The sequence below is a fragment of the Mesorhizobium sp. Root695 genome (assembly GCF_001428185.1).
Lineage (GTDB): Bacteria > Pseudomonadota > Alphaproteobacteria > Rhizobiales > Rhizobiaceae > Mesorhizobium.
This window is the reverse complement of the sequence record NZ_LMHO01000004.1, coordinates 21,677-35,661: the sequence shown is the minus strand read 5'-3', so window position 1 is coordinate 35,661 and position 13,985 is coordinate 21,677. Positions and strand designations below refer to the sequence as shown.

Here is a 13,985-nt window from a genome sequence, read left to right as displayed (position 1 = left end):
ATGAGAGCGCGCTCCTCCCGATCGCAAGCGCTGACGTAGTCGCAAATCATCAGCACCCGCGCTGCGCTCCCAAGATGGCGCTGCCGCTCCCAGCATCGGACGATGGCTCCGTTGGTTTGATGCGCCACGTCGAAGTTCACTCTCATGCGGCATATACCGAGCGTGGCGGGAAACTATTCCAGCCTGACGGGCATTTTTTCGGGAAGCTGGCGCGAGTGGCTGTTGCGCGCCATGCGGGAGGAGCGTTTTGGGACTATACTGAAGAGGAGGCGTTGCTTTCGAGATTCTGACCTCGCGACCGTCAATTCATCGGGGTTGGCCAGCGATAGTCGGGTAGCTGCAGGGTGTCGGTAATTTCCCTCCCGATCGCCAGACGTGCCACCCCGGGGATTTCGAATGTCCTTATCACTAGGTTGCGCAACAGCAGGCCAAGTCGCGTCCTTGGTGCAAAGGCTGTGGCAAATCGCTCGGCGCCTTGCTGCTTTGTATGGATGTAATCTCGCAAGAAACCTTCCTCCCCATGCCGCCGTCGGCTCTGAAGGGTTCGCCTGCCAGCACATAGGCGGAAATCATGGCCAAGGCTGAACCTTGTCCTGCTAACAAGGACAGGCAAAACGCGGCATCGCCGGTCAGGGCAATGCGCCCTTGCGACCAACTGTTCATCCTGATCTGACTGACGCTGTCGAAATAGAGCTCAACTGCGTAGCCGAGTTTCTTGTCGAACTCGTGCTGTGGTCCGAAGGCCAGCCAACGAACGCCGGAATGCAAACCGTCCGCGCCGATCACCAGATCAAATGCGCGCTCGCTTCCAGTTTGAATTGAACGCGCACGCCAGCTGACTGCTCTTGAAGTCCGACGATCTCGTCGTCGAAGATGATTTCAGTCGTATTTTTGATCTTTTCGAACAGCAGCTGCGAGAGGTCGCCGCGTCCGAGCGTCACAAAGCGCCCGCCGGTCAACTCGGCAAAAACGTCTGTGCCAAAACCTGCGACGCGCTTTCCGCGATCGTTGACAATGCGCACTTCGCGCACATGATAGCCTACGCGGTTTATGTCTGCCTCAAGCCCCATCCGCTCGGCGATACCGTAGCCAAGGCCCCAAAAGTCAATGACATACCCTCCGGTGCGCAATCGAGGCGCCCGTTCGACCAGGGTTGGTTTGAATCCGGCTTCTTTGAGCCAAAAGGCAAGAGCAGGCCCGGCAATCCCGCCGCCGGAAATCAACACTGTTCGGTCGGTCATATTGAAGAGTTAGCGGAAGTGGTCATCATGGAAAGAAAGGTCAGTCGAGGCTAAGCTCGCATTCTTCGCCCGGCCCCCGCCGGAGATGTTGTCGTTTCGCCAGGGGTTCGTGTTAGTAGTGCTCCTTGCCTAACAGGACAGCCTTCCGTGACCCGACAGATTACAAAGTCCCGAATGGTCCGCCGTTCGCGCGCGATGTAGGATTCGCGCCGCGTTTGGCAGCCGCGTCTGGTGTTCTGGGCCGGCGCCATTGCCATCGGCCTGATCAGCGTGCTGTTCGCTGTTCTGGCGGACCAAGCGCAGGCACTGTTCCATCAAATCACTGGCGACAGTGGCGGCGCGCGCAGCTACCTGCCGCTCGCCATGACACCACTCGGTTTCATCCTGTGCGCCTGGCTTGCCTACGTCTTCTTTCCTGGCTCGCAGGGCAGCGGCATTCCACAGGCGATCGCTGCACGACACTTGCGCGATGACGAAGACCGCAGCCACATCCTTTCGCTGCGACTGGTCGTCGGCAAGATCGCACTCACCATCGTCGGCCTGTTCAGCGGTGCCTCGATCGGCCGCGAAGGGCCAACCGTGCAGGTGGGCGCGTCGCTGATGCTGCAGGTGGCGCGCTGGGGCGGCATGGCGCAGGCGCGCGGCCTGATCCTGGCCGGTTCGGCTGCCGGCATCGCCGCCGCCTTCAACACGCCGCTCGCCGGCATCGTCTTCGCCATCGAGGAGATGGGCCGCACCTACGAGGCGCGCACCAACGGGCTGGTGCTAACGGCGGTGATTTTGGCAGGCATCGCGTCGCTCGGGCTGCTCGGCAACTACACTTATTTCGGCGTTGCCAAGGAAACGATCTCACTCGCTGCCGCCTGGCCGCTGGTGCTTGCCTGCGGCGTCATTGGCGGCGGTTTGGGCGCGCTGTTCTCGCTGTTGGCGTTAAAGGCGACGCGGCGAATCCGGCGCTGGAACGCGCTGCAGCCCTTGTGGCGTACCTTGCTGGTGGCCGCCATTTGTGGGCTGGCGGTGGCGATAATCGGCATCCTTTCAGGTGGGGCTCACGTTCGGCACCGGTTATGCTCAGGCGCGTAGCGCGGTAGAAGGCTCGCCGCTTCCATTGTTCTTCTTCGCCGAGAAATTGCCGGCAGGTCTCTTGTCGATGATCTCTGGCATTCCGGGCGGCATTTTTGCGCCCTCGCTGGCGGTCGGCGCCGGCATCGGCAGTTCGCTTGGCCTCCTCTTTGGCGCCAGCACAGGGGCGGCGGCGCTGCTCGGGATGGCCGGCTATTTCGCTGGCGTGGTGCAGGCGCCGATGACAGCCTTCGTCATCATCCTGGAGATGACCGGCAATCACGACAATGTCATCGCGCTGATGCTGGCCTCGATGCTGGGCTACGGCACGGCGCGCTTGATCTCGCATGAGCCGCTCTATCACGCGCTGTCGCGCGTCTTCATCGCCGAGGCGATCCGGCGGCGGCGGGCGGAATCTACTGAAGGCGTCAAGGCGTAGGAGCTGCAGCGACCGATCTGGCTGGCCGACTTGATGGAATTCGCAGTTTGTCGATCCTGCTCTATGGCCGGGAAGCTACCGAAGGGTCATATCCATTTGGCCCGCCATGCAGGCCTCGGCGGCGCAAAAAACCGGGGGCAGATGCAATTCGAGACTGAGGTAGCCAGCATTACCCAAAGGGTGATTTTCAGCCAGTCCTTTTCCATTCCAATCATGCTACTCATACGGCTGTTCGCTGCAAACAATACCAGGGCGGGATCGCCAGCGCAGCTATTCATTCGCGGCCATACGGGACTCGTTGCGAGATTCCAGCCAATCACTCAAAGCCATCCGAATGACATCCAGGCGGCTCATGTTCATCTCGGTGGCTATTGCTAAAAGTGCATTTTCGGTCGCCACATCGAACGACAAATAGGCGGTCTCGCGTAGCATTGTCGCTGCGCGCAGATCAGCAAGCCGTGCATTTTTGCGCTCGCCCCCGGAAGCCCCATCCGTCACATGAATGCCCTTTCAGCTGGTTCCAGCGCCCCTGCGCCGCCCCGTTCCCTTGCCGTGGATCGCTCCGCAAATGCTCTGAATAACAGGGCAGATCGGCCCGGCACCAACCCCGCCGGAAATGCCGGGCCGCGAGGAAACGCCCGCGGGTGCGCGTCCTCGAACAGCATCATTCTTGCGCGCCTTTCGTCGAAGACCGTGACGTTCGTGTTGTCATGGACACTCACACGAACTCGGTGCTGATCTCCCAAACTGCAATTATTCACCGCCGGTCAGATCTTCATTCGCACAAGCTATGAGCGCAATTCCCCGAGTATCGGAAGTTTGTTGCCGGGCCTGCGAAAGCCACGCCTCGCAATGATCCTGCGACATGCCTTTCATTGCCAATCGCGCAGCGACGGTGATCTCGTATCCGCCGCAATGAGCGCACTGGAATTCGACTTTCCGCAGGATGATATCGGCTGCGAGTGCAGTTCCTGCGCAAACTGGGCACGTCGACGGGTAGTACCGCATTGCTTCTGTTGTCGGCGTCGGAAGCCGTATCATGCTGCTTGTCCCGAAGCTTCAGGCCTTGAAGGCGGCTCGGGATCTAGGGGGTGACGCGCCCTGTTACTTGAGGACATATTCACGCCACGCTGAGTGCGGCCAAGCCGACTTTCATAGGATACGAGCACTCGGTCAATCTTCCTTGCGATATTTGGTGCGGTCTTTTCGAGCTCTTCGAACGCCCACGTCACAAATGTCTCAGAAAGTCTGTCTGGCCGGTATAGAACCACCTCACGTGGATCCGCAGGATCACTGAACGATACCCCCACATCTGCACCAAGAAATTTTACGAAATGTTTCTGAATTTGCTCAGCAGACATGCAGCTTCACCTTCCTCTGGCTAGTGCTTGTGGTTTTGGTCATCAGCCCCTTCTCTTGGAAGCAACGTTCCTCCGCGTAGCAACTTCGATTTCCTTAGCTTCTTTCTCAAGCCGATCTGGCGCGGCAGGACCCATCAGAGCGTAGGCTGTGCCACCCGATTGCCAGTAGACGGTCGGCACGCGGCCATCCGTAGCGGGAGTAGGCGGTACAGCGTCTTCGCCGCTCATCGCGACCGCAACCAGTGTGATCCGGCCAACGCTCGGCGTGTCGGCCGTCACGACAAGGCTCTGCCGCCCGTTCCAGGGCTGCACCTGAACATCTTTCACCCTCCATGTCGCTGGAAGATCCGGCATGCTGATGTTCATTGCGCCGACCAGTCGTTCGATCTTGTCCTGCTTTGGTTCACTGCCTTTTTCCGGGCCGGCATTCAGCTGAGCGACACGCAAGGCATCACGCGCGGCGAGAATGAAATTCTCATCTGTGGTTTGGCCTCCCTGCCGGAGAGGCAGGGTCAATGAGTTGGCCGACCAACCCACCAAAACGAGCAAGGCGGCTGCCGTTTGCAGTTTGAGTGCACTAAATATCCTTCGCCGCCGAAATGCACTTTCCAGTCGCTTTGCCTTGTCCACGCTGGCACGCGGTGGGAAAAGCCGCTGCGGTTGAGCGACGCGCAAAGCTTCCATGCGCTGTGCCTGCGCAAACACGTCCGCCGCCAGCTCCGGCTCCAGAGCAAGACGGGCCTGGAGGTCAGATCTCTGGGGCTGGGTCAGCTCGCCGTCGAGAAAGCGGTTGATCTCTTCTTCGGAAATACGGTCACTTGGCCACATGGCGGCCTCCTACGATTTTCAACCGCACAGGTGCGCTGTCGGTCAATTTTTCCATATTGCGTTTCAATGCGGACCGAGCGCGGCTCAGGCGTGACATGACAGTTCCATGCGGTACGCCGAGCACGTCAGCGGCATCGGAATAAGTGAAACCCAGGACGCCGACCAGATGGAGGACTTCGGCCTGCTCGGTCGGCAATTCCGCCAATGCCTTCCGCACATTGGAGAGCTCGGCGCTATGCTCCTGCGATGGTAGAAGCTGCGGGTTGGACTGTTCAGCATAGGCTGCAAGACGGCGCCTCTCGGCCTCCGCGCGGACTGCACTTGTCAGAAACGTATTCCGGACGATGGTGATCAGCCACGGCATAAGCGGACGCGAGCCGTCGTAGCTGCGAGCCAGTGTCAGGGCGCGAGCAAGCGCTTCTTGCACCAGATCATCGGCGTCTGCGTCGTTGTGCGTGAGCACCCGACCGTACCGCCAGAGATCCTCCAGATGAGGAGTGACGTCGAAGCTCGCCTTCATATGCCGTATACTGGGACCAGCGGGAAACTATTCCAACCCAATTTGCTTTTTTTGGACTGCCGTAAGGCGCTTACCACCGTTAAGCCAGCGGCGCTTGGCGGCGTGGAGGTTGACGTCCTGGAAACTCCCATCGGCCGCAGCCGCCGGGTTCATTGTGCCGAAAGCGCGCAAGGGACTGGGCTGTAATATTCCCATATGGTAATTTGACTATGGCGAGGCAACCCAATTCCTGCGCCATCGAGCGTCGGGCTACAGGTCCCCGTAGCTGGCCGATGGGGACGGTCGGGCGCTCGTCTTCGTCAAAGGGCGAAAGACGATCTCTTTGACTTGTGCGGAATGCACGTCCGTAGCAGGCTCCAGAATGCCCGTGAGCGGCGACGCCGGGGCTCGTCAAGGTTCGATGATTTGAAGGCTGGTGCTGGAGATAGCGTATTCATCCTGGCGGCGTTCATGATTCTGCCGACCTGGCGCGCAACGCCCGCTTGAGATCCTCATACTCGAAGGCGCCGGCGAGACTGACTATCCCGCCCTTGGCGGCCAAAGGAGCCATCGTTGCGCGGATGTCGGAAGTTGCTCCTTCAGGCGGCGCGGCTGAAGCGATCGACCCTGAAATCGTAGAGCAGCGTTTCGCAATGGTCGGTTGTGATGAGTTCGGCCATGGCGTCGCCCACGCCCGGACCGAGCTGGAAGCCGTGTCCACTGAAGCCGAAGGCGTGGAACAGGCCTGGCGTCGTCGCCGAGCGCCCCATGACCGGCAGCATATCCCTGACATAGCCCTCGCAGCCTGACCAGGTGCGGATGACCGTAGCCTGCGCGATCGCCGGCAGCAGTCGCGCTACGGCGCGCAACTGCGTTGGCAGGTTCATGGGGTCGGCGGCCGCGTGACCTGGATCGAGGTCCACCACAGCTCGTTCGGCCGCTCCGCCGAAGACGATGTTGCCGCGCTCGACCTGACGCAGATAGGCGCCATGGTCCTTGTCGCGCGTCCAGATGCCGACCACCGGCAGGATCCGATGCGGCAGCGGCTCGGTCACGCCCATCTGCGGGCCGCGGGCGTCGAGCGGGACCTCTTCGCGGAACTGCGCGGCGATGCGCGCGCCCCAGGCACCGGCGGTGTTGAGCAGAAACTCAGCGGCGAATGCACCTTTTGGACTGGCGACAAGGAAGCTGGAGCCCGTGTAGGTGATCTTATCGACCTCAGCTCCCTCAATGATTTCCGCGCCGAGCTTGCGGGCCGCCTCGGCAAAGGCCGGTGCGATCAGCCGCGGATTTCCGCTGCCATCGTGCGGCGAGAACGACGCCGCAACAGCATCAGGACCGAGACCGGGAAAACGGGCGCGAATCTCGCGCGGGCCGAGCTCCTCCAGCTCAAGCCCCCAGGGCAGCGCAGCTTCGGCATATGCCCGCATGTCGGCGAGGCTATCTTCATCGAAGATCAGCCGGATGTGGCCGGTAGCGCGGAATTCCAGGTCACGGCCAAGCATTTTTTCGGTCTCGCCCCACAGCCTGAGCGAGCGATGGGCCAGCGGAAGCTGGGACAGATGACGCCCCGTGCGTCGGATGTTGCCGAAGGAGGCGACCGTTGCTCCAGTGCCGATCCGGTGGCGCTCGATCAATGTCACGCGCGCGCCACGCCGGGCGAGGAAATAGGCCGAAGCCGTTCCCATCAGCCCGCCGCCCAGCACGATCACATCCATGGCGCCCTCTTGCATTGAATCCTTGACCAATCTTGTCCGCGCCACGGTATTGCGTCAAAGATGGGTTTAGACAGAAGCCATAAGCTTTACCTATGGAGTGGCAATGCGGGCCCGGCAGCTCGAAGTGTTCATCGCCGTCATGCGAGCGGGCACCGTGACTGCCGCGGCGCGGATGCTGAACATTTCCCAGCCTGCGCTCAGCCAGATCCTACTCCACGCCGAGGACGAACTCGGCTTCACCCTGTTCGAGCGGGTGAAAGGCCGGTTGCGACCGACCCCGGAGGCGCTCGAGATCTTTCCCGATGCCGAGAGGTTGTCGGCGGGCCTTGAAGGCTTGCGCCGCAAGACCACCGATCTACGCCTGGGTCGGGCAGGGCTGGTGCGGGTCGCCGCCTCACCACCGCCAGCCATGGCTATCTTGCCGCATGCGTTCACCAAATTCCGGGCCCTGCACCCCAACATCATGTTGCGTGCTCATAGCGCGCCGATCGCCGCCATCGTCGACATGCTGCGTGCGGGCGACGCCAGCCTTGGCGTGGCCATGGACGACCGGCTCCCTCCGGATATCGAGGCGGAGGTGATCGGCAGCGTCGGCTTCGCATGCCTGCTGCCCGCCGGGCACGCGCTGCAAAAGAAAGCCGAACTGACGCTCGCCGACCTCGTCGGGGAGGAGTTGATATCATATCGCGGCAACACCCGCCCCGCCGACGAACTGGCCCACGCTGCCCGCGCGCAAGGTGTGGCGCTTTCGCCGTCGCTCGAGATCGACGTATCCATCTCCGCGGTTGGTTTTGTCCAGGCCGGTCTGGGCATCGGCTTGGTCGACGCGCTGTTGCCTTGGCATCAGTTTGCCGGGCTTGCGGTCAGGCCGCTGACGGCAGGGCCGGAATTTCCGATCGCGCTTCTCACCTCGCGGACGCGGGCCCTTTCACGCGCCGATGAGATGATGCGCGATGAGATCCGCGCGGCCTGTGCCGCCGTCCTGAATGAGCATCGCGCGAAAGCATAAGCAGGACTTATATCCTTGCCCGTCATACGTCTTGGACCTGCACCATCCGGTCGTGCCAGTTTTGCTTGGCACACAGGAAGGGACGCATCATGGATGGTGTCATCACGGCAGATGAGGCGCAGAACGAGGCCGACTGGAAGGTCGGCGTCGATATCGGTGGGACATTCATCGATTTCTGCGCGCTCGAAGCGAATTCCGGACGCCTCGCATCGCTAAAGGTGCTGACGACGCCGGAAGATCCGGGCGCCGAACTGATGACCGGTCTCACCCTGCTGGCCGAGCGCGAAGGTTTTGACCCTGCCCATATGACGCGCTTCGTGCACGGCACGACCGTCGGCATCAACACGATCATCCAGCGCAAGGGCGCGCCGCTGGCCCTGTTCACCAATGCCGGCTTCGAGGACGTTATCGAACTCGCAAGGCTTCGCATGCCGGACATGTATTCGCTGTTCTGCTCGCGGCCGGACCCGTTGATCCCGCGCGACATGGTGTTCGGCATTCCGGTCCGCATGCGTGCCGATGGCAGCGAATCCCGGGCGCCGGACATGGCGGCGGTGGAGAGGGCGGTGGCAGTGGCGAAAGCGAATGGAGCGCAAGGGATCATCGTGTCCTTCCTCCATTCCTGGCGCAATGCCGTGCAGGAAGCCTCCGTGAAGGCCGCGATAGCGCATCTTGCGCCCGAGCTCTTCGTCTTTTGCTCGGCCGAGGTGTGGCCGGTCATTCGCGAATACGAGCGCAGCTCCACCGCCATTCTCAACGGCTATGTCCATCCGCGTGTCTCTGGCTATCTGACGGCGCTGGAAGAGCGGCTGAAGGGCCAAGGCGTGCCGGCCCGCCCCATGCTGACGAAATCGAACGGCGGGCTGATGAACGCTGCCGAAGGCAAACACGCCTGCGTCAACATGCTGCTTTCAGGAACGGCTTCCGGCGTCATCGGCGCCTCGTGGTTAGCGCGTCAGGCAGGCGAAGACAGGATCCTTACCCTCGACATCGGCGGCACCTCGGCCGACTTCGCGCTCATCATCGACGGCAAGCCGCAGTTCGGCACCGGCGAACTGATCGGCGAATTTCCGCTCCATATCCCCTCCGTTTCGGTGAGCTCGATCGGCGTCGGCGGCGGTTCGATCGCCAGTGTCGATGCGCAAGGTGTGCTGCGGGTGGGGCCGGAGTCGGCCGGCTCGACGCCAGGACCGGCATGCTACGGCCGTGGTGGCGAACGCGCGACGGTGACGGACGCCATGGTGGTGTGCGGATGGCTCGGCCACAGCGAGATGGCCTATGGCCAGCTCAGCATCGATACCGGACTGGCGCAGCGCGCGGTCGGCGAGCTTGCCGCCCGGCTCGGCCGCCCGGTCGAGCAGACCGCGCAGGCGATCCTCGACATCGCGGTGTCGGAGATGTTCGTCGAGGTCGAGAAACTGGCCTCGCGAGCCGGCGTCGACTTGCGCGATTTCACGCTGATGCCCTTTGGCGGCGGCGGCCCGATGCTTGGCGCCTTTCTTGCCCGCGAACTCGGGATGAAGCGCGTCATGGCGCCCCGCCGCCCCGGCGTGGTGTCGGCGCTTGGCGGGCTGGTGGCGGATCTGCGCGGCGATTTCATTCGCACCATGTTCAGCCCGTTATCGGGCACATCGCTACCCGCAATCCGCGAGGCGTTCGAGACCCTCGCGCAAGAGGGCCGCGATTGGCTGGTGGCGCAGGGGCACAACGCGGCCGCGCAATTCAATCTATCGTGCGACATGCGCTACATCGGGCAGAGCTATGAAATCGAGGTCGTCCTTTCGCCGGAATGGCTGGCGAACGGCAACGCTGCTGCCATCGCGGACGCCTTCCACCTCACCCATCAACGCCTCTACGATTTCCACGACCCGTATGGCACGATCGAACTTGTGAATGTCCGGCTCTCCGCCGTAGGCGCGGGGCCGAAACTCTCCTTCCCCGAGATCGACGTGATCGCCGCCCCGGCCATTCCGGCGCGCCGGCTCTCGGTCTATACGGGCGTGAATGTCGAGACCATCGACCTCCACGACCGGCAGACCCTCGCTCCGGGCAGCACGTTCCAGGGGCCTGCTGTGGTCGTACAGGAAGACACCACCTTTGCTATTCCCGCAGGCGCGCAAGCAAGCGTCGACCGCCATCTCAACCTTTTGCTAACCTTCCCGGAGTGATGCCTTTGTTTGACCGGACAAAACTGCAGGTTCTGGCTAACCATGCCCGCGCGGCCGCCGAGAACATGGCCCACACGCTGCACCGCACCGCGCACTCTGCCTTCGTCAAGGAGACGCAGGACTTCACCGTGATGCTGATGGACCGTTCGGGGGCAACCTTCGCCGTCCCGATGGAACTTGGCGCCACCTGGTATCCCGGGCTTTCGTATCGCTGCGCGATCGCGATGGTGGACGACTACCGTCCGGGCGATGTTGCCTTCACCAACGATCCCTATTCCGGCCACGTTGCCACCCACGCGCCCGACACGCATCTGTGGAAGCCGGTCTTCGTCGATGACGAAATCGTCGCCTGGACCGGAGGGCACATCCACAACACCGACATGGGCGGTGCGGTGCCAGCTTCGCTCAGCCGGGCGCTGACCGAAATCCATCAGGAAGGCATCCGCTTTCCGCCCATGAAGCTCGTGAATGAGGGCGTCTTCGACGAGATGATCCTGCGGATCATGAGCACCAATGTGCGCAAGCCAGATCTCAACATCGGCGACATCAAGGCGCTGGTCGGCGCGCTCAACACCGGCGAGCGCAAGATCCAGGCGATGGTGCGGAAGTTCGGCAAGGCCGGCTTCGTCGAAGGCGTTGCCGCGCTTCTCGACCATGCGGAGGCGCAGGCGCACGACGTGCTGCGCTCCATGCCCGACGGCACATGGCAATTCGCTGACTATGCCGACGAGGATTCAGTGGAGGCCAATCCCTGCCGGCTGAAGTTGAGGCTGACGATCAAGGGCGACGAGGCCGTGCTCGACTTCACCGGTTCCGATCCGCAGCTCGGCTCCTCGCTCAACGTGCCCTCGGGCGGTGACCCGCGCCACACCATGCTGCTCGTCGGCGTCTACTATGTACTCTATACGCTCAACCCGAAGATCCTGCTCAACACGGGCCTCACCCGGCCCTTCACCTGCATCACCCCTCAAGGTTCGGTGCTGAACCCGGTCTATCCCGCCGCCGTGGGCATGCGCTCGCTCACCTGCGCCCGCCTGCGATCGGTCATCTTCGGCGCCTTTTCGCAAGCGGTTCCGGAGCGCCTGCCTGCTGCTCCGGCCGGCAACAATTGCATCGTCAACGTCATGACGACGGACGAGCGCACCAGCCGGACCGTCATCGCTGCGGTGAACCCCGTGGTGGGCGGCGGCGGCGCGATGCCGCATCGCGACGGCACCAACGGATCGGGCGCCGATGCCGCCTATCTCAAGAACACGCCGATCGAGATTACCGAAACCGAGACTCCGGTCGAATTCGTGAGATACGGGCTCGCCCGGGATAGCGGTGGAGCGGGCCGCTGGCGCGGCGGGCTGGCAACCGAGATGGCCTTCCGCGTCTTCGCGCCGGACTCCCGGATCACGGCGCGCAACCGCGACCGCAGCTTCTTCCGGCCCTGGGGCGTGCTGGGCGGCAAGGCGGCGGGCTTGTCGGACATGGTTGTCAATCCGGGGACCGCGCACGAGCGGCGGCTGGGCAACATCGACACCGCCGTCCTGCAGCCCGGCGACATGCTCGAAATCCGCTCCGCCGGAGGCGGTGGGCGCGGCGATCCGCATCAGCGCGAGCCTTGGCGGGTCGCGCAGGACGCGCGGCGCGGCTATATCTCGCCCGCAGCGGCCGAACGCGACTACGGCGTTGTCATCCGCGGCGGCGAGATCGATGAACAGGCGACTAACCTGCTGCGCGCAGGCAAGGAGCCATCGGCCGCGCATTTCCATTTCGGTCCAGAGCGCGAAGTTTACGAGACGCAGTGGACGCCGGCGGCCTATGACCGCCTCCACGCCGTGCTGGACGCCTTGCCCATCCATTGGCGGTTCTTCGCCAAGACGGAGATTTTCCGTCGCATGAAGGGGCGCTCGGGGCCAGAAGGCGTCCAGGCGGCATTCGATGCGGTCTGCGAACGGTTCCCCGAATTGCCACGTCCCCGCCCGATACGGGAGGCAGCGGAATGAACACGGCCGGCCGCATCGTCCGGCTGGCCGAGCGCGACCGGGCAGAGGTGCATTTCTTTCTTGACGGCGAGATGCGCGCTGCACTTGCGGGCGACACCGTGCTGACCGCGACGCTGGCTTCCGGACACGCCTTGCGATGGTCCGAGTTCGGGCCTGAGCGGCGCGCCGGTTTTTGCCTGATGGGAGCCTGCCAGGATTGCTGGTTATGGCAGGAGGAGGGGCCGCGCCTGCGGGCATGTTCGACGCCAGTCACCGAGGGCATGCGGCTACGCACGACGCCACCGGAGAGCTGGCCGTGACTGAGACATCATCGCCACGGATCGTGATCGTGGGCGCCGGTCCCGCCGGCATCAGGGCCGCCGCCACGCTGGTCGAGGCTGGGCTCCAGCCTGTGGTGATCGACGAAGGGCATCGCGCTGGTGGGCAAATCTACCGCCGTCCGCCTGACGGGTTCATCCGCATGCCGGAGCAGCTCTACGGGTCTGAGGCTGCGAAGGCGCGCGCGCTGCATGAGCTCTTCGACCGGCTGGCCAAAGAGGGGCGGCTCATCCATTGCGCGGCGAGCTCGGTCATCGCCATGCATGAGGGCCGGCTACACGTGCTGGGGGAGAGCGGCGTGCAGGTGACCAGCTACGACCGCCTGATCCTTGCCACCGGCGCGTCCGACCGCGTCGCGCCGGTCCCCGGCTGGCAGAATACCGGAGTCTACAGCCTTGGTGCGGCGCAGATCGCACTCAAGGCGCAGGGCGTGGCACTGGGGCGGCGGATCGTGTTGATCGGATCGGGGCCTTTGCTGACGCTGGTCGGCGCCCAACTTGTAAAGGCTGGGGCGGACGTGGCGGCTGTATTGGATACCTCCTCCTGGCGACAGCAGATGCGGGGTCTTTGGGGACTTGCCGCCCGGCCGGTTGTCGCGCTGCGCGGCCTGGCTCTGCGGGCGCGGCTCGGTCGCCGCTATCATGCGGGCGTGACGCTGGAGCGGATCGAGGCCGATGAGCAGGGTGTCGCAGCCTTGTGCTGGCGGGATGCTGGCGGCCGGCAGTGCCACACCTCTTGCGACATGATCGGCATGGGCTGGCACCTGCGGGCCGAAACCCATTTGGCCGACCTGGCAGGATGCGCCTTTGGCTATGACGAGCAATGGCAACAATGGCTGCCGAAGACCGACGAGATGGGTCGGGCCGGCAACGGCGTCTACCTGGCTGGCGATGGGCTCCGTCTCCTCGGGGCTGATGGCGCCGAGATCGCGGGAAGCCTTGCTGCGGCGGCGTGCCTTGCAGATCTCGGATATCAGGCGCCCGTCGCCAGCGCCGATCTGCGCAAGCGCGCGCGGGTCGAACGCTTTGCCCGTGGTCTGGCTCGCGCCTTTCCCTGGCCCGCCGCGATGGTGCGGGCGCTCCCGGACGAAGCGATCGTCTGCCGCTGCGAGAGCGTGAGTGTCGCAGCCGTGCGCGAGGGCGCGGACCTCGGCAGCGGTGAGGCCAACCGGGTGAAGTCGCTGTCTCGCGTCGGCATGGGGCGCTGCCAGGGGCGCTATTGTCAGTTGGGCGCCGTCGAACTCATCGCGGCGCAAGCCGGCTGCGCGCCCGATGCTGTCGGCCGGTTTCGCGGACAGGCTCCTGTCCGGCCGGCTCCTATTGGCGCCTTTCTTCGGGAGGGCTGATGCGAT

11 protein-coding genes and 1 pseudogene are annotated in these 13,985 nt (G+C 63.4%); 6 read left to right on the top strand and 6 right to left on the bottom strand.

What is annotated here, in order from left to right:
• Nucleotides 1-408: 408 nt before the first annotated feature.
• Together ASD99_RS34570 and ASD99_RS34565 are read right to left on the bottom strand one after the other, a co-directional pair.
• A complete protein-coding gene (locus ASD99_RS34570; protein WP_244497632.1) occupies nucleotides 409-786 on the bottom strand; it encodes a hypothetical protein in 378 nt (125 codons plus the stop codon).
• Nucleotides 783-1,241 (bottom strand): FAD-dependent monooxygenase, encoded by a 459-nt coding sequence (locus tag ASD99_RS34565; RefSeq protein WP_244497630.1) that lies wholly within the window; start codon nucleotides 1,239-1,241, stop codon nucleotides 783-785. Before ASD99_RS34565 ends, ASD99_RS34570 begins: the two co-directional genes overlap by 4 nt.
• A gap of 228 nt (nucleotides 1,242-1,469) precedes the next feature.
• Here ASD99_RS34565 and ASD99_RS05995 point away from each other — a divergent pair.
• Nucleotides 1,470-2,742, top strand: a pseudogene (locus tag ASD99_RS05995) (chloride channel protein).
• Nucleotides 2,743-3,012: 270 nt separating this feature from the next.
• On the opposite strand, the gene ASD99_RS33135 reads toward ASD99_RS05995, so the two are convergent.
• The 4 genes from ASD99_RS33135 to ASD99_RS05975 form a co-directional block, all read right to left on the bottom strand.
• The gene (locus ASD99_RS33135; RefSeq protein ID WP_156388931.1) at nucleotides 3,013-3,240 is read right to left on the bottom strand and encodes a hypothetical protein; all 228 of its coding nucleotides are present in this window, start codon (nucleotides 3,238-3,240) and stop codon (nucleotides 3,013-3,015) included.
• Between the two features lie 905 nt (nucleotides 3,241-4,145).
• A complete protein-coding gene (locus ASD99_RS05985; protein WP_057143012.1) occupies nucleotides 4,146-4,931 on the bottom strand; it encodes an anti-sigma factor family protein in 786 nt (261 codons plus the stop codon).
• Nucleotides 4,918-5,451 carry a sigma-70 family RNA polymerase sigma factor gene (locus ASD99_RS05980; RefSeq protein WP_056582447.1) on the bottom strand — a complete coding sequence of 178 codons (534 nt, stop codon included), beginning with the start codon at nucleotides 5,449-5,451 and terminating at the stop codon, nucleotides 4,918-4,920. The genes ASD99_RS05985 and ASD99_RS05980 overlap by 14 nt, the downstream gene beginning before the upstream one ends.
• Nucleotides 5,452-6,029: 578 nt before the next feature.
• Nucleotides 6,030-7,148 carry an NAD(P)/FAD-dependent oxidoreductase gene (locus ASD99_RS05975; RefSeq protein WP_057143011.1) on the bottom strand — a complete coding sequence of 373 codons (1,119 nt, stop codon included), beginning with the start codon at nucleotides 7,146-7,148 and terminating at the stop codon, nucleotides 6,030-6,032.
• Nucleotides 7,149-7,251: 103 nt separating this feature from the next.
• Between ASD99_RS05975 and ASD99_RS05970 the strand changes: the two genes are divergently transcribed.
• The 5 genes from ASD99_RS05970 to ASD99_RS05950 all read left to right on the top strand — a co-directional run bounded on the left by ASD99_RS05970 (nucleotide 7,252) and on the right by ASD99_RS05950 (nucleotide 13,979).
• Nucleotides 7,252-8,157 carry a LysR family transcriptional regulator gene (locus ASD99_RS05970; protein ID WP_057143010.1) on the top strand — a complete coding sequence of 302 codons (906 nt, stop codon included), beginning with the start codon at nucleotides 7,252-7,254 and terminating at the stop codon, nucleotides 8,155-8,157.
• Between the two features lie 89 nt (nucleotides 8,158-8,246).
• The gene (locus tag ASD99_RS05965; RefSeq protein WP_057143009.1) at nucleotides 8,247-10,325 is read left to right on the top strand and encodes a hydantoinase/oxoprolinase family protein; all 2,079 of its coding nucleotides are present in this window, start codon (nucleotides 8,247-8,249) and stop codon (nucleotides 10,323-10,325) included.
• A gap of 5 nt (nucleotides 10,326-10,330) precedes the next feature.
• On the top strand, nucleotides 10,331-12,316 hold the full coding sequence (locus ASD99_RS05960; protein WP_057143092.1) for a hydantoinase B/oxoprolinase family protein: 1,986 nt from the start codon (nucleotides 10,331-10,333) through the stop codon (nucleotides 12,314-12,316).
• On the top strand, nucleotides 12,313-12,615 hold the full coding sequence (locus ASD99_RS05955) for a (2Fe-2S)-binding protein (protein WP_056582442.1): 303 nt from the start codon (nucleotides 12,313-12,315) through the stop codon (nucleotides 12,613-12,615). Before ASD99_RS05960 ends, ASD99_RS05955 begins: the two co-directional genes overlap by 4 nt.
• On the top strand, nucleotides 12,612-13,979 hold the full coding sequence (locus ASD99_RS05950; RefSeq protein WP_057143008.1) for an NAD(P)/FAD-dependent oxidoreductase: 1,368 nt from the start codon (nucleotides 12,612-12,614) through the stop codon (nucleotides 13,977-13,979). The genes ASD99_RS05955 and ASD99_RS05950 overlap by 4 nt, the downstream gene beginning before the upstream one ends.
• Nucleotides 13,980-13,985 lie beyond the last annotated feature (6 nt).

Bases quoted from the DNA above. Each gene is read 5' to 3' on its own strand.
- ASD99_RS05970 (WP_057143010.1), top strand. From the start codon at position 7,252: ATGCGGGCCCGGCAGCTCGAAGTGTTCATCGCCGTCATGCGAGCGGGC.
- ASD99_RS05965 (WP_057143009.1), top strand. From the start codon at position 8,247: ATGGATGGTGTCATCACGGCAGATGAGGCGCAGAACGAGGCCGACTGG.
- ASD99_RS05975 (WP_057143011.1), bottom strand. From the start codon at position 7,148: ATGGATGTGATCGTGCTGGGCGGCGGGCTGATGGGAACGGCTTCGGCC.
- ASD99_RS34565 (WP_244497630.1), bottom strand. From the start codon at position 1,241: ATGACCGACCGAACAGTGTTGATTTCCGGCGGCGGGATTGCCGGGCCT.
- ASD99_RS05980 (WP_056582447.1), bottom strand. From the start codon at position 5,451: ATGAAGGCGAGCTTCGACGTCACTCCTCATCTGGAGGATCTCTGGCGG.
- ASD99_RS05985 (WP_057143012.1), bottom strand. From the start codon at position 4,931: ATGTGGCCAAGTGACCGTATTTCCGAAGAAGAGATCAACCGCTTTCTC.
- ASD99_RS05955 (WP_056582442.1), top strand. From the start codon at position 12,313: ATGAACACGGCCGGCCGCATCGTCCGGCTGGCCGAGCGCGACCGGGCA.